17 protein-coding genes are annotated in these 17,396 nt (G+C 38.3%); 11 read left to right on the plus strand and 6 right to left on the minus strand.

What is annotated here, in order from left to right; translation table 11 throughout:
- Positions 1-116 precede the first annotated feature (116 nt).
- Positions 117-839: a hypothetical protein gene (locus ACTF6W_RS09415; protein WP_438994285.1), complete on the plus strand. Its 723-nt coding sequence runs from the start codon at positions 117-119 to the stop codon at positions 837-839.
- Positions 840-897: 58 nt separating this feature from the next.
- Here the strand turns inward: ACTF6W_RS09415 and smpB are convergent, their stop codons facing one another.
- From smpB to ACTF6W_RS09435, 4 genes are all read right to left on the minus strand, one after another.
- On the minus strand, positions 898-1,377 hold the full coding sequence (gene smpB / locus ACTF6W_RS09420) for an SsrA-binding protein SmpB (RefSeq protein WP_438994286.1): 480 nt from the start codon (positions 1,375-1,377) through the stop codon (positions 898-900).
- 154 nt (positions 1,378-1,531) lie between these two features.
- A complete protein-coding gene (locus ACTF6W_RS09425; RefSeq protein WP_438994287.1) occupies positions 1,532-2,038 on the minus strand; it encodes an EF-hand domain-containing protein in 507 nt (168 codons plus the stop codon).
- 105 nt (positions 2,039-2,143) lie between these two features.
- The gene (locus tag ACTF6W_RS09430; RefSeq protein ID WP_438994288.1) at positions 2,144-3,298 is read right to left on the minus strand and encodes a 3-phenylpropionate MFS transporter; all 1,155 of its coding nucleotides are present in this window, start codon (positions 3,296-3,298) and stop codon (positions 2,144-2,146) included.
- Positions 3,288-3,854: a regulatory protein RecX gene (locus ACTF6W_RS09435; RefSeq protein WP_438994289.1), complete on the minus strand. Its 567-nt coding sequence runs from the start codon at positions 3,852-3,854 to the stop codon at positions 3,288-3,290. The genes ACTF6W_RS09430 and ACTF6W_RS09435 overlap by 11 nt, the downstream gene beginning before the upstream one ends.
- Positions 3,855-3,876: 22 nt before the next feature.
- Here ACTF6W_RS09435 and ACTF6W_RS09440 point away from each other — a divergent pair, with 22 nt between their 5' ends.
- The 5 genes from ACTF6W_RS09440 (at position 3,877) to spt (ending at position 9,376) form a co-directional block, all read left to right on the plus strand.
- Positions 3,877-4,773 carry a DMT family transporter gene (locus ACTF6W_RS09440; protein WP_438994290.1) on the plus strand — a complete coding sequence of 299 codons (897 nt, stop codon included), beginning with the start codon at positions 3,877-3,879 and terminating at the stop codon, positions 4,771-4,773.
- 266 nt (positions 4,774-5,039) lie between these two features.
- Positions 5,040-6,812 carry a fatty acyl-AMP ligase gene (locus tag ACTF6W_RS09445; RefSeq protein WP_438994291.1) on the plus strand — a complete coding sequence of 591 codons (1,773 nt, stop codon included), beginning with the start codon at positions 5,040-5,042 and terminating at the stop codon, positions 6,810-6,812.
- A gap of 80 nt (positions 6,813-6,892) precedes the next feature.
- Complete coding sequence (locus tag ACTF6W_RS09450; RefSeq protein WP_438994292.1) at positions 6,893-7,825, plus strand: NAD-dependent epimerase/dehydratase family protein; 933 nt, start codon at positions 6,893-6,895, stop codon at positions 7,823-7,825.
- 69 nt (positions 7,826-7,894) lie between these two features.
- Positions 7,895-8,143 (plus strand): acyl carrier protein, encoded by a 249-nt coding sequence (locus tag ACTF6W_RS09455; protein WP_438994293.1) that lies wholly within the window; start codon positions 7,895-7,897, stop codon positions 8,141-8,143.
- A 27-nt stretch (positions 8,144-8,170) separates the two neighbouring features.
- Positions 8,171-9,376: a serine palmitoyltransferase gene (gene spt / locus ACTF6W_RS09460; protein WP_438994294.1), complete on the plus strand. Its 1,206-nt coding sequence runs from the start codon at positions 8,171-8,173 to the stop codon at positions 9,374-9,376.
- Here spt and ACTF6W_RS09465 read toward each other — a convergent pair whose 3' ends face one another.
- Positions 9,377-10,336, minus strand: coding sequence for a hypothetical protein (locus ACTF6W_RS09465; protein ID WP_438994295.1), 960 nt, complete (start codon positions 10,334-10,336; stop codon positions 9,377-9,379).
- Positions 10,337-10,572: 236 nt separating this feature from the next.
- On the opposite strand from ACTF6W_RS09465, the gene lptF reads away from it, so the two are divergent.
- The 5 genes from lptF to ACTF6W_RS09490 are packed head-to-tail and all read left to right on the plus strand — an operon-like array spanning position 10,573 to position 15,305.
- Entirely contained in the window at positions 10,573-11,748 is a 1,176-nt protein-coding gene (lptF, locus tag ACTF6W_RS09470) for an LPS export ABC transporter permease LptF (protein WP_438994296.1), read from the plus strand.
- Position 11,749: 1 nt separating this feature from the next.
- The gene (gene lptG, locus ACTF6W_RS09475; RefSeq protein WP_438994297.1) at positions 11,750-12,880 is read left to right on the plus strand and encodes an LPS export ABC transporter permease LptG; all 1,131 of its coding nucleotides are present in this window, start codon (positions 11,750-11,752) and stop codon (positions 12,878-12,880) included.
- A gap of 18 nt (positions 12,881-12,898) precedes the next feature.
- Complete coding sequence (locus tag ACTF6W_RS09480) at positions 12,899-14,047, plus strand: hypothetical protein (RefSeq protein ID WP_438994298.1); 1,149 nt, start codon at positions 12,899-12,901, stop codon at positions 14,045-14,047.
- The gene (locus tag ACTF6W_RS09485; protein WP_438994299.1) at positions 14,048-14,707 is read left to right on the plus strand and encodes a DUF502 domain-containing protein; all 660 of its coding nucleotides are present in this window, start codon (positions 14,048-14,050) and stop codon (positions 14,705-14,707) included. It abuts the gene before it with no gap.
- A complete protein-coding gene (locus tag ACTF6W_RS09490; protein ID WP_438994300.1) occupies positions 14,700-15,305 on the plus strand; it encodes a class I SAM-dependent methyltransferase in 606 nt (201 codons plus the stop codon). The genes ACTF6W_RS09485 and ACTF6W_RS09490 overlap by 8 nt, the downstream gene beginning before the upstream one ends.
- On the opposite strand, the gene recG is transcribed toward ACTF6W_RS09490, so the two are convergent.
- Positions 15,292-17,385, minus strand: a complete 2,094-nt coding sequence (recG, locus tag ACTF6W_RS09495) for an ATP-dependent DNA helicase RecG (RefSeq protein ID WP_438994301.1) — start codon at positions 17,383-17,385, stop codon at positions 15,292-15,294. The genes ACTF6W_RS09490 and recG overlap by 14 nt on opposite strands.
- Between the last annotated feature and the right edge of the window lie 11 nt (positions 17,386-17,396).

Consider the following 17,396-nt stretch of genomic DNA (forward strand, 5'->3'; position numbering starts at 1 on the left):
GTCATAAAGCAAGCTTTCTGAATGATTACAGCATTATTCAGTTTGAGTTCAGGTTAATAAAGTATATTATTATTTAGGTGGACGGGTTCTATTAATTAAATTTGAAGGAATAGAACATGAGTAAAATAAACAAATTCCTAAACAAAACCGTAGTAATTTCAGGTCTTTTTGTTGCTAGTTTAATAGTATTACCTATGACAGCATCATCTCAACAGCGCGGTAAAAACAAAAATCGTACAATCATTAATAATAACAATAATGTTATCGTTAATAACGGTGGAAATCGTGGTAGATTAAGCTTAAATCGCGGTATGGGCGGGCGTCAAATTGGCTATAATAACCGCAATCGCAAAGCATTCAGACGTAACGCACGCGTTAATAATCGTGCCTATAATCGTGGGTTTAGACACGGTCGTCGCAACAAAGGCGGAGCTTTTGTAGGCGGCCTTTTCACAGGTGCAATTATTTCATCTACTTTTAATAGCAGAAACACACACGTCGGCGTGAACTATAATTATGGTCATCCAGGATACGGTTATGGTTATGGATATCCTGGATATCGTTTTGCACCTAGAACCAATGTAGTTTATGTGGAGCGTCCTGTTCAAACGGTTGTACAGCAAGTGCCTGTTTATCAACAACAGAACCCATACTTACAATCGCAAAATCAATATCAACCTACACAGCAGCAGGCTGTAAATAACAATTGCTTGCAATCTCGGGAATATACGACAACGATTGAAATTGGCGGCGAAGCAGTTCCCGCATACGGTCAAGCTTGCTTGCAACCCGATGGAAGTTGGAAATTTGGTGATCCGGTCGCGGTACCGAGCTTCTAAAACGAAAATAGAAGCCGTAATTTACTGAATACCCGCCAAATTGGCGGGTATTTTTTTATTACTGATGATCACTTTTTAAGATGCGACCCTGTTCACGGTTCCAGTCCCGATCTTTAACGGTTGCTCGTTTATCATGGAGCTTTTTACCTTTGCCTAAACCAATCATTAATTTCGCACGGTTCTGATCATTAAAATAGATTTTTAGTGGTACTATCGTCATACCTTTACGTTGCATTGCCGCCATTAATTTATTGATTTGCTTACGGTGTAATAATAATTTTCGTGGACGCTTAGCTGCGTGATTAAAGCGGTTCGCTTGCTCATACTCTTTTATATGAGCATTAATCAAAAAAGCTTCCCCGTCTTTCACTTCTGCGTAACTATCAGCAATATTCGCTTCACCCAGGCGTAGTGATTTTACTTCTGAGCCGGTCAGTACAATACCCGCTTCAAAATCTTCTTCTATATGATAGCTAAAGCGCGCTTTTCTATTTTGCGCTATCACCTTATAGGCACTATTCTTATTATCACTACTCATTAGGCTTCCTAATCATTAATCCCTGCAAAATAGGGATATGACGCTCTAACTTCAAGTGTTTAAAATAAAAAAAAGGCGAGAGATATCTCTCGCCTTTTAAGTAATGCGCTTTTGAACCTATGGGGTAAATTCATTGCACACGGGACATTCTATATTATCTGCCGTCGCGACCGCCTCTTCGGCCTCTCTCACCACGATCACGGCGATCGTTTAAAATACCGTCATCATTTCGGTCCATTCGGTCAAACATTTTATCGCCAGCCGCTGCATATTCTTCTGCTGTTACTGTTCCGTCTTCATTCTCATCAAGACGATTGAAGCGTTCTTGCAATCTTTCTGCCATTTTTGCTTCGCGTTCAGCTGATCGTTCCTCTTTTTTGGCCTCTCTTTCGGCACGACGTTCCGCGCGTCTCTCTTGCCATGCAGCACGATCTGCTTCTGCTTTAGCCTGATATTCTTCAAATGTAATACCATCGTTATTTGTATCCGTTTCAGCAAAACGTTTTTCAAACATAGCAGTGAATTCTGATTTTTCGACAGTACCATTACCATCTGTATCCATCCGACTCATGCCTCTGCCAAGACCACGGTCTTGTGATATGGCTAAGCCTGCAACAGACAAAGTTAGAACACCTGTTATTAGATAAATTGATTTTTTCATTTTAATCTCCAAAATATTTCAATCCCATTCCCACAAGTCATGTACCTATAGTACGGGGCACCTTTAGAAAACCCGACAATTTATTTTAATTTTAAGATGAAATGTTTATTTTTTGCGATAAAAGCGAATAACTGAAGCTAAAAATGCAGCAAAACACATTCCGGCCATTGAGAGATAAGCATCACCAGCTGTTTTTTCATATATTAATCCACCCGCAAAGGTGGCCAGCCCCATTCCAAGCCCTAAAGGTAATGATGAATATAAACTCTGCGCCGTGCCGGCATTCTCACTTAATACTTTCTGGCCTATATATTCTATCGCCACCAAGTGGCTAGCACCAAAGGTAAAGCCATGGAGAAGCTGGACAATAAATATGACCGGCAATGATACTGTCGACGCCATAACGACCCATCGCACCACCCCCATTAATCCGATAACAGCAAAAATTGCTGAAATTGGGTATTTTTTAACCATTCCCCCACCAAATACAAAAAATAATATTTCTGCAACTACGCCCACAGCCCAAAGAAAGCCGATTATATTCTCTTCTAAACCATTTTCTTGCCAGAAAATACTACCCATCGAATAATATACACCATGGCTGGCTTGCAAAAGTCCTACAATGCATAAAAACCAGAGAAAGTCCCTACTGTATAATAAATCTTTAATCGGTGATTTTTGCTGTTTCTCAACAACATTTTTATTTTGCTTGTTCCCGCTTGGTAAAATCATCACTGACATTAATAAGACCAACAAGCTGCCAAAAGCATAATATAGTATTGCATCAATTGCTTGGCTGCCTATTAGCCAACCGACAACGACAGCAGCAAATATAAATGAAAATGATCCAAATGACCTTATTCTACCATATCGTAATTTATGTTTTGATGTTTGCGCAACAGTAATCGTTTCCATCAGCGGAACAATTGCAGGATAAGTCAAATTTACCAATACGGTAATCGTTAACAACATCCAAAATCCATCTGAAAAAAAATAGAATGTCGAAAAAACAACACTAGATAACACGCATAATATAAGTGGCCTTCTGTATTCTTTACGTCGATCGGCTGTTTGGCTAATGAGAGGAGCAACTATAATTTTTATAATATAAGGAATAGCAATTACTACGCCAATTTCACTGGGACTTAATCCTTTATATTTAAGCCAAATAGCCCAAAATGGCGTCATGACACCAAGGTATATATACATACTAGTATAATTAAGAGCGAGTTTAGAAAAAACGGTACGACTAGTTTCCATATAATACATCTTCTAAATCTTCGAGTTTTCCCTTTAATATCTTTATAGATTCGCTATATGAGTAACCTGCTCGTGCCATTGAGGCTAATTCTTTATCAAAAGTTGTTTCATTTAATTTGCGAATACGAAAAGGGCCAAAACGTCTTTTTTTTGCATATTTGATGGCACTCTTAAAATTAATATCTGGGGTATTGCTTATCGCTTCATTGATTACATCGTTAATTATGTCTTGTGGAACACCTTTGGATCGAAGTTTATTTTTTATATTGGCTAAAGAGTTTCCAGAAAGTGAATATGAATTCATTTTACTTTCGGCGTATAAACGATCATTAACAAGTCCATGCTTCACACACTCTACAACTACTTCATTAATCCACGCTTCAATTTCACTTATATTAAAATCTTCTTGATCGTTTTGACTAAGAATTCTATCCGTTTTCCTCTTTAAAATGAAAAATAAATTCGCCTCTGTAGTTGCATATCTTTCAAGATAGCGATAGGCTGCGCCTTGAAGATAGGATTTTGTAATATTTCTATTATTTCGCTTTTTATACATAAAGGGACAATAACCATTTTATATGACTGATAATAGACCAATTTCTCATTATTTTTACTTATTATTCCTTTCAACTGTCTGGGGCTGTTCATTTTTGTTTCTAAAAATTATGGCCCCTACCATTCCTCCCTTAACAATCGCAGCCGCAAGAATAACAATCGGCGCAGTAATAATTGCTGCATATGTATTATTTAAAGGTGGAAAATTCCCAACCCACTCATCTATTTGGATTAAAGGGACCATAATTGGGTTCATTGGAACCTGTATACCATTCGTTTTCATAAACTGGTCTATGAACTATATTAATAGTGGTGTTGGGGCTATTTGCATGTCCATCATTCCGTTATCTGTTTTTGTTATGGCCCATTTCACAACCCATGATGAAAAAATGAGTTGGACTGGCCTTGTTGGTATAGTGAGTGGTGTTTGCGGTATTCTCGTACTATTTTATGATAATCTTTCCGCAGATAATAGTACACTCGGTACATTAGCATTAATAGCGATGTTATTAGCCGCTTTTGGTTATGCACTCGCAAACATTTTAATAAGACGCTATGTAAAAACGGAGCCTATAAATACCTCATTAGTCATACTAACGACTTCCTCAATTATTACCTGGCCCATAGCGTTTATATTTGAAAGCCCATTAGAGGTAAATTACGGTACTTTTGAAATATTATCATTAATTTACCTTGGTGTTTTACCGACAGGTATAGCGACAATGGTCTTAGTAATTTTTACTCAAAAAGCCGGCTCAACATTCGTTTCATATAATACTTACCTTATACCAATTGTCGGAGTGTTAGCTGGTTTTATTTTCCTTGATGAAGCATTAAAAGAAACGACTTTTCTTTCCATTTTCTTTATTGCTATTGGGATCTATATTTCTCAAAGACCAAAGAAAAATGCTTCATTGTAGTATTTTAAAAATTTAATAGCTTCAATTTGAACTATATTATTTGTTTGCAAAAACCTATCAGCTCTATAAAATATCTACTGAAAAAGATAAAAAACTACTTGCGATATAATGCTCCAGCATGTATCGAAGGGGAATTATTTAATACGAAAATATAACATTATAGTTTTTTTTATATTAAACTATATAAACAAAAGATTGTCAGAATCGTAACGACTGATTATTCTTGGGTTAATTTATAGAAAACAGCTAAGTGACAAAACTCATATATGCTTAAACCTACTCCAACACAAGACACCACCCTCCCTAGAAGGTATGCCGATTTTGATACTCTCTTGGACGCATTAGATTATGCGGCTCAAGGTAAGCGTGGGTTAAACTTTTATTCACCACGTGGTGAGTTGGAAACAAGCCTTACATATGGACAAATTAGAGACCGGGCACATGAAATTGGTCGGCGTCTCGTTCATTTTGGTATTGAGAAAAACTCTCGTGTTGCACTTATTGCTGAAACCAACGAAGATTTTGTGTGTTATTTTCTAGGCTGTCAATATGCTGGATTACTTCCTGTACCTCTTCCCCTTCCAACATCATTTGGTGGGCGCGATGGATATACAGAGCAACTGCATCAACAAATGAAAAGCTGTGAGGCAAGCGCCGCACTTTCTGCATCTTACATGTTGCCACTTCTAGATGAAGCGACGAGTGGTTTAAATATGGAATTTGTTGGCACGCCCGACACTTTTGAAGCACAATCAAGTTTAACAGATATCAAAAATGTAAAATTACCTGAAGTAGCTTCAGATGATTTGGCTTATTTACAATATTCTTCCGGCAGCACACGCTTTCCACACGGCGTCGCCGTGACACACAAATCCCTTATGTCGAATTGTTATGGTATTGGTAAAATAGGCATGGAAGTGGACGATGACGATCGTGCTGTATCCTGGTTGCCGTTTTATCATGATATGGGTTTGGTTGGTATGTTAATATCGCCAATTGCCTGTCAGGTTTCAATTGACTATTTAGCGACAGAAGCATTTGCAAGAAGGCCGATGCAATGGCTAAAACTGATTTCAAAAAATAAAGGCACAATGTGTTCTGGACCAACTTTCGGATATGAAATATGTGCTAGACGTGCAAATTCTACGGATTTAGAAGGTCTTGACCTTTCTTCATGGAAAGTGGCGGGTATAGGCGCAGATATGATACGCCCTAACGTACTTGAAATTTTTGCTGAAACATTCAAAGAATGCGGCTTTAATAAAAAGGCATTTATGCCGAGTTATGGCTTAGCAGAATGTACCCTAGCGGTAAGTTTCGGTAAAAAACTATCCGGATATTCCGTCGATCTTGTTAGCGAAGAAGTGCTTAATGGGAATGTAAAATCCTTTAAAGAACATAAGCTTAATGCGAATGTAAAATCCTTTAAAGAACATAAGCTTAATGGGAATGGAGCTAATTACCGTGAAGTTGTTGACTGCGGTAAGCCTCTTCCTGAATATAATCTTGAAATTCGTGGTGAGCATGACAAAGCACTTGGCGAGCGAGAAATTGGTCGCGTTTGTGTAAAGGGTCCAAGTGTTATGGTTGGTTATTACATGGACGAAGAAGCCACAAAGCAGTGTTTATCAGAGGATGGATGGCTTGATACTGGCGATATTGGGTATCTGGCGAATGGTTCATTATTTATTATCGGTAGAATAAAAGACCTTATTATTATCAATGGAAAAAATCATTGGCCACACGATATTGAATGGGCTGTTGAAAAATTACCTGAACTTAGGTCAGGTGATAGTGCTGCTATTTCAATCCCCGGTGATAACGACGAAGAAGTTCCCGCTATTTTAGTACAATGTCGCAAACGTGATGAAGAAGATCGTGAAGACCTAGAAAATAGAATTATAACAGAAGTTCAGGCGGTTATTGGTAAAGCTCCAATAGTTATACTCGTGCCTCCTCGCTCACTACCGCGAACTTCGTCAGGAAAGCTTAGTCGCGTAAAAGCGCGTCGGCAATATCTTGAAGGTCAACTTACCTAAATAGTATAAGTCGATTGACGAAACCGTTTCAAGAACGCTAATCTATAATATAGACTAGCGTTTTTTATTTGGGAATGTAGATGACAAAAATAATAGCCTTAACAGGTGCGACAGGTTTTGTTGGCCGTCATTTGCTTCATACGCTAGCATCGCAAGGTTTTATTATAAAAGCCTTAACTCGAAGACCTCAGCCTGAGTTAAAAAATGTAATTTGGGTGAGCGGTGATTTAGAAAACCAATCTTCACTCAAAGAATTAGTAGCAGACGCAGATGTCATTATTAATGTTGCAGGATTGGTAAAGGCAAAAAACTTAGATGATTTTCTAGATGCAAATGCAAATGCCATTGAAAATATATTAAACGTAATAGATAGTCATAAAAAACCACATTTCCTTCAAATTTCATCGCTCGCGGCTAGAGAAGAAAATATATCTGATTATGCCTTTAGTAAAAGGCAAGGTGAAATAATCCTGCAATCTAACACCCATCAACTACCTTGGACAATCATTCGCCCTCCTGGGATATATGGCCCTAGAGACACTGAAACCTTGAAAATTTTTAGAATGTTAAACGCTGGTCTAGCACTTTTTCCTGAAGATAAAAATAATCGTGTTTCATGGATAAACATCAATGACCTTATCATTGCAATAGTATATTTAATGAATAATAAAAATTATTTCCAAAAAACTCTGGAAATCGACGATGGGAACCAGAACGGTTATTCACATGAAGAATTTTATAAAACTGCAAGCGAAATTCTTAGCGTTAGTCCTTTTTATATCACTATACCAAAATTTCTTTTAAAACTATTTGGACATATAAATGACATATTCGGGCGTATTTTCAACTATGCTCCCATGGTATCTGCTAAAAAAGTAAACGAAATATGTCACTCTGATTGGGTATGCAGAAAAAATAATGACTTTGACATAAATGGATGGCACGCGAAGATTGATTTAAAAACAGGCCTAAAAGAAACGCTCGACTGGTATAAGAATAACGAATATATTTAATCTAAATTTTATAATAGATTTTAAAAGCGATATTCTGTAAGTTAACGACCTATTTTAAAGGTATAAATAATGACACTTAGTACAACAGACATTTTTGATCAGATTTGCGTTCTAGTTGAACCATTCAACCAAAAAGCAATAGCGGTAACAACCGAAACTACTTTTGCCACTGATCTTGAATTAGATTCACTTTCAGTAATGGATATGCTTGCTGCCATCGAAGATCACTTTGATGTTACAGTCCCTCTCAATATATTACCTGACTTAGAAACAGTCGGGCAAGTAGCAGAAGCCATTAAAAAAATTCTTGAAGAATAATATTTCTCTTATTTGGTAAGACCATAAATGACACTTGATTTATTTGAAAAATTTGATGCCACCTTAGATAGCTTTAATCAGCTCCCAAAAGGTGATTTAAACCCTTTTACTGTTAAAATGGATCAAGTTATTTCCCCAACAGAAGCCATTATTAATGGTCGCAAGACAATTCTAGCTGGCACAAACAATTATATGGGCATGACCTATAATCAAGAATGTATGAATGCCGCAGAAGATGCGCTTAAAAGCTTTGGTACAGGTACAACAGGATCGCGTGTTTTAAACGGCACTTACCATGGCCATAAACAGTTAGAAGAAACACTTAAGGATTTTTATGATGCGGATCATGCCATTGTTTTCTCAACTGGCTATCAAGCAAACTTAGGAGTAATTGCAACCTTAGCTGGCCCCAAAGATTATATCGTTATTGATGCAGATAGCCATGCGAGTATCTATGATGGGTGTGCTATGGGCAATGCAACGGTCGTAAGATTTTCCCATAATGATCCAGAAAATCTTGAAAAAAGACTCGCACGTATCAGAAAAAAAGATCCCGAAGCAGGTATTCTAGTGGTTATTGAAGGAGTCTACAGTATGTTAGGCGACCAAGCCCCAATTAAAGAACTCGCTGAAGCGTCTAAAAAACATAATGCATATGTGCTCGTTGATGAAGCACATTCAATTGGTGTATTTGGTAGTTCTGGACGTGGTGTCGCACAAGAACAAGGTGTTGAGGCCCTAGTAGATTTTACAGTTGGTACATTTAGTAAAAGTGTCGGCACAGTTGGCGGATATTGCGTATCAAACCATCCTAAATTTGAAGTATTAAGACTTGTTTGTCGTCCTTATGTCTTTACAGCGTCACTTCCGCCATCAGTCGTTGCATCCGCAACGAAGGCGTTAGAGTTAATCAAAGATAGTAACCTACGCGTCAAACTTCTTGATAATTCCATGAGACTTAACAAAGGGTTAGCTGATGCTGGCTTTAATGTTGGCACTACAGGTGAAAGCCCTATCGCTGCGATTATAATTGATGCTCAAGATACCGCTATCGCATACTGGCAACGTATGATGCAAGAAGGTGTATATGTCAATCTTGCGGTTCCACCTGCAACGCCAAATGGTTTAAATCTTATGCGCTGCAGTTTGTCAGCGGCGCATAGTTTTGATCAGATTGATTATATGTTGGAAAAATTTATTGCCGTTGGAAAAGAATTAGGCGTGTTAAGCTAATTAATCTAATCTAATTAAAGTAAGTTTTTCAGATGACGTGATGAACAATTCTCCACTCAAGTCTGTTTCATAAAAACAACCATCAAGAACAAATCTTTTTTTGAATACCAGTCTTGAATGTTCAACTTCCGTAATAATATGCCCTGGAAGCATTGCTTCCTTATATTCACCTTTTAACAGTCTATTGCCAGTTTTGAGAATGGCATCTTTTGTATTTTCAACACTTAAAAAATTCAACGTATCAGCACTTTTTTTAGGGGGAAACTTTGTTCCTAAGAAAATCCAATCAAGGCTACTAATAATAACCATAAAATAACGCCCTACTACGGCGCCTCTCTGGTTTCTATTAATACGTATCATATCTTCCACGTCACCAGACATGCGTGAACCAATATACGCCTTATAAAGAAGAGAAACTATTGTGCTATAATTTTGAACTGTTTGCTTTAGTCCTGAGCGATGCAGAATGCGTTGAAACAATGACTTTTGTTCAACTATATCACCAGCACAAAAATATAATCCATATAGCTTACCCACATGCATCACACCTTCTACTTTCATCAACGGAGTTTTAACCAGATGATTAAGAAGTGAGCCGGCTCTATGTTTTTTAAGAATATTTTTAAGATCATCCTCTACGTTAGGCGCTGTTGCACCAAAACTTTGTGAAATGAACCTCTCGTTACCGCCAGATAATACGGAAATCGGAATGCTTTTTTTACCAAATGGTTTTTTATCTATTAAATATTCAAACGTAGCCGACGATATGGCCTGCCCACCCACAATAATTATCGCGGAAACATTACATTGTTTAAATCGTGTTAAAGCCTCACCAATATCATTGAAATTTTTCACTTCATAGTGAATAATTCCTGATCCCTCTTCTTTGATAATAGCCCGAATTTTATTCATTTCATTTTTTTTCTGAAATGATTCAGGGCTACTTAAAATGGCAAGCATGCTTATTTTTTCCAATTTCTTGTATTTCGTCGACATAATATTATTAAAGTAAAAAAAACAATTTTAAAATCAAATTGCCTAATATTGACCATAAAGTTTTAGCATACACAAAAAACATTTATTTTGTTGCTATTTTTCCGTACTATACAGATGCATATCACTAAAATAAGTTATATAGCTAGCCATAAATGAGCTATGATAAGATTACAAGTCAATATTAAGACAGTTTATAAATAATGCTAAAAAAAGTTGATTACTATATTTTAAAAAACACAATCGTGCCTCTTTTAGCCACGCTAGGTGTTGCAGCATTATTGCTTCTTCTGGAAAAAATGCTTTCCCTATTTGATTTTGTTATTAATCAAGGCGGCCCTATTGATGTTGTTTGGCAAATGTTAGGCAATTTAATGCCTCAATATCTTACATTGGTCATTCCGCTTGCCATGTTTTTAGGTGTGCTACTCGCTATTCGTAAATTTGCATTAAGCAGCGAACTAGACGCATTTTTATCATGTGGACTTAGCCTGCATCGCCTTTTATTTCCGTCATTTCTGATTGCTCTTACTTTGCTCGCCATCAATATTATCGTAGTAGGTTTCGTTCAACCATATAGCAAATATGCTTATGAAGAACTTATCTTTGATGTCAGAAGCGGCGCACTTGGCGCTGCGATTAAATCCAATGAATTTACGAACCTTGGTGAAGGCCTGACCCTTCGTATTGAAGAATCACGTAATTCCGGACGTGAACTCATTGATATCTTCGCTCAAAAAGAAGATGCCGATGGCCATATATTCTCCGTGAGTGCTAAAAGCGGAAACTTCTTCGCATCCCCTGATCAAAAATATATTATTTTAAGGCTATATGAAGGAAGTCTGATTGATTTCGATGCCAGTCAAGACCGCCCAAGAATACTTAATTTTGATATGCATGATTTACCATTAGAAGTTCCAATGTTTGAACAATTCAGAAACCGTGGTGATGAAGCTGCGGAAATGACATTTCTTGAACTTTGGGCCGAACGCAATTCAGGGGATACTGCAATTATTGCAACACTGCATTCAAGAGCGGCGCGGGCCTTATCTATCTTAATTGTGCCTTTTCTTGCCGTCCCTCTTGGATTGGTTGCAAAAAGGTCAGGACGTGCACTTGGTATTTCGGTAGGCGTTTTTCTACTGCTTCTTTATCATAAAGTGCTCGAATTCGGTTTAGACTTTGCCGCTGAAGGAAGCATCGATCCTATTATTTCTATATGGTTACCGACCGCATTATTTGTCCTTCTTACGGCGCGATTATATTATATTGGTGCTTATAAAGTAGGTGGAACCCCGCTTAAAACGCTTGAAATGATTTCTGAAGTGATCTCCGAGGCGGCGACAAAAATATTCAAACGACTGAAGATGGCGAGCTGATATGGTGGAACGCGTCATGAGCTATGGTGGACATTTTGGCAGGTTTTTCAATCCTGGCAGTATGGATGTTTATCTCGCAAAAATCTTTATCACTCGATATGCAATTATCCTCGTTGGGCTAATTGCAACTCTACAAATGCTAGATTTACTGGCTAAATCAGAAGAAATTCTTGCAGGTGATGGTGCAGTATATGCTGACCTATGGCGATATATAACATTAAGAAGTCCGCATCTCATTACATTATTCTCACCATTTGTCGCTCTATTATCTGCTATTTTGACCCTGTCTGTTTTGAACGTGAATAGTGAAATCGTGATAATGAAAGCATCAGGATGGTCGGCCTTTCGGATCCTTGTACCTTTAATGGGAATTTCTCTTCTCATTGGTTTGGTTACATTTGTATTTTCAGAAACCGTTACTGTTCATGCAAGAGCCGAGCTTCGTAACTGGGAAGCCAATGCCTTTGCTGCTGATATTCCACCTGCCCCAGATTCCGTCTATGATTCCTGGGTTACTGACGGTCAAAACTTAGTTAAAGCAGAAAGTGCTAGTAGAAACAGTAGCATCCTACTTCTTGACCAAGTGACACAATATATTCGTGATGAAAATAAAAACATTACCAATATAATTAAAGCCGATTTTGCCGTTCATCGCGATAACAAGTGGAAACTATTTGAGGTTAAAACATTTGATTTGGAAACACTTGAAATCACCGTACTAGAGAATCTAGATTGGGACACAACAATACCTCCAGAAAGATTTATCTCACTTGCCATAATTGCCGACCAAGTTAACTTACCGCGACTTCGCCGTGCAATCGATCAATTGCAATCTGAGGGTCATGGCACAGACAATCTTGATACCATGCTCCACCAGAAATTCGTAACGCCACTAAGTACACTATTAATGCCTTTATTGGCCGGGCTTGCTGCCTTTGGGTTACATAGGGGCGGAAATTTATTTGGCCGAATACTGATCACTCTTTCTATGGGTTTTGGTTTTTTTGTCGTCAATAATCTCTTCATCGCATTAGGGCAATATGGCGCGGTCCCACCTATCATTGCTGCATGGCTTCCATTTCTATTATTTGGTCTGGCTGGCATTAGCTTTATCTTATTAACAGAAGAATAAATATTAAAAGGATCTTTTGTGTCTTCACATTCAATTGAAATAAAACCCGTTCTGAGCAAAAAAGATCGCAAGATTTTTGTTACGCTACTGTGGGATATCTTCAAAGATGATCCAAATTGGGTTCCACCGCTTATCATGGAACGTATGGATATAATTGATGAGAAAAAAAATCCATATTTTCTTCATGCGGATGTGCGGTTATGGATCGCTTATAAAAACGGTATGCCGGTAGGACGAATTAGTGCTCAAATAGATGAGCTTGTAGAACCGCAGCATGGCGTTAAAACCGGACATTATGGCTTTTTTGATTGTATTGATGATCAAGACGTTGCCAATGCTCTGTTTGACACTGCCTGTTCGTGGTTAAAAGAAAATGGAATGATCGAGGTTATTGGCCCCTTTAGCCTTTCCATTAACGAAGAAACAGGTATGCTCGTTGAAGGATTTGATACACCACCCCGCCTTCTTATGGCCCATGCACGCCCCTATTATGAAAAGCTGGTCCACAATTATGGTTTATCGAGTGTTAAAGATACTTGGGCTTATACCCTTGATATCAGCGACCCTATCCTTCCACCTACGATACAAAAATTGGTTGATCGGGCTGTTGATAAAGGTCAGGTAAAATTTCGCCCTATCAATATGGATAAATATGAAGAAGAATTAAAAATCATTCTAGATATTTTTAATGATGCCTGGATTGAAAACTGGAAATATATTCCATTTACTGAAGCTGAACTTGATCACGCGGTTAAAGAACTAAAAATGATTATCCGAGAAGACTTCACCTATATTGCAGAAATTGATGGTGTACCGCAAGCGATGATGGTAACTCTGCCTAATATCAACGAAATCATAAGAGACTTAAACGGAAAATTATTCCCATTTGGTATATTTAAACTCCTATGGAGACTGAAAATAAAACCTAGTTTCAAAACCGTAAGGGTTCCTTTGATGGGAGTTAGAACAGAATATCAGAATAGCCGTTTAAGTGGTATCATGTCATTTGGGCTATTTGAAGCTTGCCGACAAAGTGCCATTAAAATTGGCTGTGAACAAGCCGAACTTTCTTGGGTACTAGAGGAAAATACACGTCTCTCTAAATTGTTAGAAAGCATTGGCTGCGTAAAATATAAAACATACAGACTTTATCAAAAAGATTTATAAATGACCGAAATAATAGAACCTCCGAAAAAAGTAAGCCTTTTTCATCGCCTTAGAAATTATTTTCTTACAGGACTTGTTGTGGCTTCACCAATTGGTATTACGATCTACATTGGTTGGTGGTTCATCACTTTTGTTGATGAAAGTGTAAAACCACTCATTCCAAATGCATATAACCCTGAAACATATTTACCGTTTTCTATTCCTGGTCTTGGCCTTGTCGGGGTTGTCGTTTTCCTGATCATATTAGGGGCATTAACCGCTAACCTTTTTGGGCGAGCATTGCTTAGATTTGGAGAGAAATTTGTTGACCGCATGCCAGTTATTCGTAGTGTTTATAGTACATTAAAACAAATATTTGAAACGGTTATATCACAGGAAGCCAAAAGTTTCAGTGATGTTGTTCTGGTCGAGTACCCTAGACCAGGCCTATGGGCAATTGCGTTTGTTTCTGGCGAAAATACGAGCGAAATTCAAGGACGAATGGAAGATGAAGTGGTCAATTTATTTCTACCCACAACACCAAATCCAACATCTGGGTTCTTGTTATTTGCCCCTAAAAAAGATTTGATTTATTTAGATATGACTCCAGATCAAGGCGCCAAATACGTCATCTCTGCTGGCCTCGTAAATCCTGAAGATTTGCCTAAGAAAAATGGCTAAAAAAATTCAAGAAACGCTTGTTTGTGATTTTGTTGGGGGTCCAGTAGGTCATCGCTTTCGATCTGGCTGCGGACGCGGACAAGCACTTCCAAAAGCAATTGGTTTAAAAACCGGCATTAATCCAATTGTGGTTGATGCCACCGCAGGATTAGGTAGAGACAGTTTTTTACTCGCATCATTGGGGTTACACGTCACATTAATCGAACGAAATAAAGAAATGCATCAGCATTTAAAACTAGGATTAGATAAGGCACGAAATGCCAGTGACGAATATAGAGAAATAATTGATCGCATGACCCTGCTTTATGGAGATGCGAAAGATATTATCCCTACATTAGAGCCAGACGTCATTTTGGTCGATCCCATGCACCCAGAACGAAAGAAATCTGCGCTCGTGAAAAAAGAAATGCGTCTCATACGAGAAATTGTCGGTACAGATCCAGATGCGAAAGAATTGATTGAGATTGCCTTAAACCATGCAAAAAAACGTGTGGTGTTAAAATGGCCTATGAAAGCAGACTCTATTCAAGGACTTAGAATGCCATCTCATCAGATAACTGGTAAATCAACCCGTTATGATGTTTTTATCCAGAATTAAGGTAGCGCACACCTTCATCTCTTTCAAAAAGATATAATAAAATCCTTAAGTTCTTTCCACGCTCAGACGTAAGATCCATGTCTTTTTCCAAAATCAATCGTGCATCATCACGTGCCATTGGAATTAAATGATGATGTTCTTCAAGGCTTGCCACTCTGAACTTTGGTAATCCGCTTTGACGTGTACCTAACACTTCGCCCGCGCCTCTTAATTTCAAATCCTCTTCAGCTATAATAAACCCGTCCTCGGTTTCACGCATGATGGTTAATCGCGCTTTCGCTGTTTTTCCAAGTGTTTGACCATATAATAAAAGACACGTTGATTTATCAGCCCCGCGTCCGACACGTCCCCTAAGTTGATGAAGTTGTGAAAGACCAAAACGTTCCGCATGTTCAATAATCATAACAGTAGCTTCAGGAACATTAACGCCCACCTCAATAACCGTGGTAGCAACCAAAATATCAATTTCACCATTTGAAAACCGCTGCATTACTTCATCTTTATCTTTTGATTTCATCTTTCCATGGACAAGACCAACACGATCGCCAAATATTTGGGATAAATGACGATACCTTTCCTCTGCGGCGGCTAAGTCAAGTACTTCCGATTCCTCCACGAGTGGGCATACCCAATAAAGCCTAGCACCATCTTGAATAGCACGACATGCAGCGCCAACAATATCATCTATTCGGGTTAATGACATAACGCGGGTATCAACAGGCGTTCGCCCTGGCGGCTTTTCATCAAGTCTTGAGACATCCATATCACCATAAACGGTCAACGTTAAAGTTCGCGGAATTGGGGTTGCTGTCATGGCAAGAAGATCCATACCAACACCCTTTTTCCCTTTCGCCGAAAGAGCCATTCTCTGCTCTACGCCAAATCGATGTTGCTCATCTATAACTGCCATTGCGAGATCATTATAAATAACGTCTTTTTGAAATATTGCATGTGTACCAATTAATATATCAATCTCGCCCTTCGCTAATTTAGAAAGTAAAGCCTCTCTCGTTTTTCCTTTATCGCGCCCTGTTAAAATTGCGACATTGATATCAAGACCACTTGTCATTTCTGACAAGCTATCAAAATGTTGCCTTGCTAAAATCTCAGTTGGTGCGAGGATTGCAGCTTGCGCATTATTTTCAACGGCAACCAACATAGAGATAAGCGCAACAACTGTCTTGCCACTGCCCACATCCCCCTGAAGTAACCTCATCATCGCTGAAGGATCCTCCATGTCCTTTTTTATTTCATCAATAGACCTTAGTTGGGCATTGGTTAAGGCGTAAGGAAGCTGATCAATCACTTGCTTAGTTAAACTATCATTAGATGCCATTACCCGACCTTTTTTCTTCTTAGTTTGTCTACGCATTATTTCTAATGCAAGTTGATTTGCTAGTATTTCATCATAGGCCAATCTTATTCGTGAAGGAGCATCACTGAAGGTGTCTTCTTTATTCTTGGGATGATGCATATCAATTAAAGCATCATACCAATTCAACCATTTCTCGCGATCCAAAAGACTTTGATCTAACCACTCTGGTAACGGTTTCGCCTTTTTAGTTGCCTCGCCAATTATGCGTGCCATAACTTTACCGCTTACCCCGGCAGTCAATGGATATATGGGTTCAATATGCGGAATTTCGTTTCTTTTATTAATTGGCATTATATATTCTGGGTGGCTCATTTGAAGAGCACCATTATAGATTTCAACTTTTCCGCTAATCAGTCGATTTTCGCCTTCTGGTAATTGCTGTAAAATATAATCCCGTCTCGGGTGAAAGAATATTAATTGCATCGATCCCGTATCATCATGACACCATACCCGATAGGGTTTACGGCCTTTCCCTTGTACACCTTCATGTTTTCCGACGGTAATTTCAACCGTGACGATTTGATCGAAAAGAATATCTTTTAAGGCTGGGCTATTACGTCTATCAATTACGTCTAAAGGCATATGCCATAAGAGATCAATGATCTTACTGCCAGCTACTTTTTCCAAATTTTTTGCGATACGCGCGCCTACCCCTGGAAGAGTTTCCGTATCAGCAAATAAAGGATATAAAATTTCCGGTCGCATTAGGTTTGTCT

Source organism: Pseudemcibacter sp. (genome assembly GCF_965661635.1).
In the GTDB taxonomy this organism is placed as follows: Bacteria; Pseudomonadota; Alphaproteobacteria; order Sphingomonadales; family Emcibacteraceae; genus Pseudemcibacter.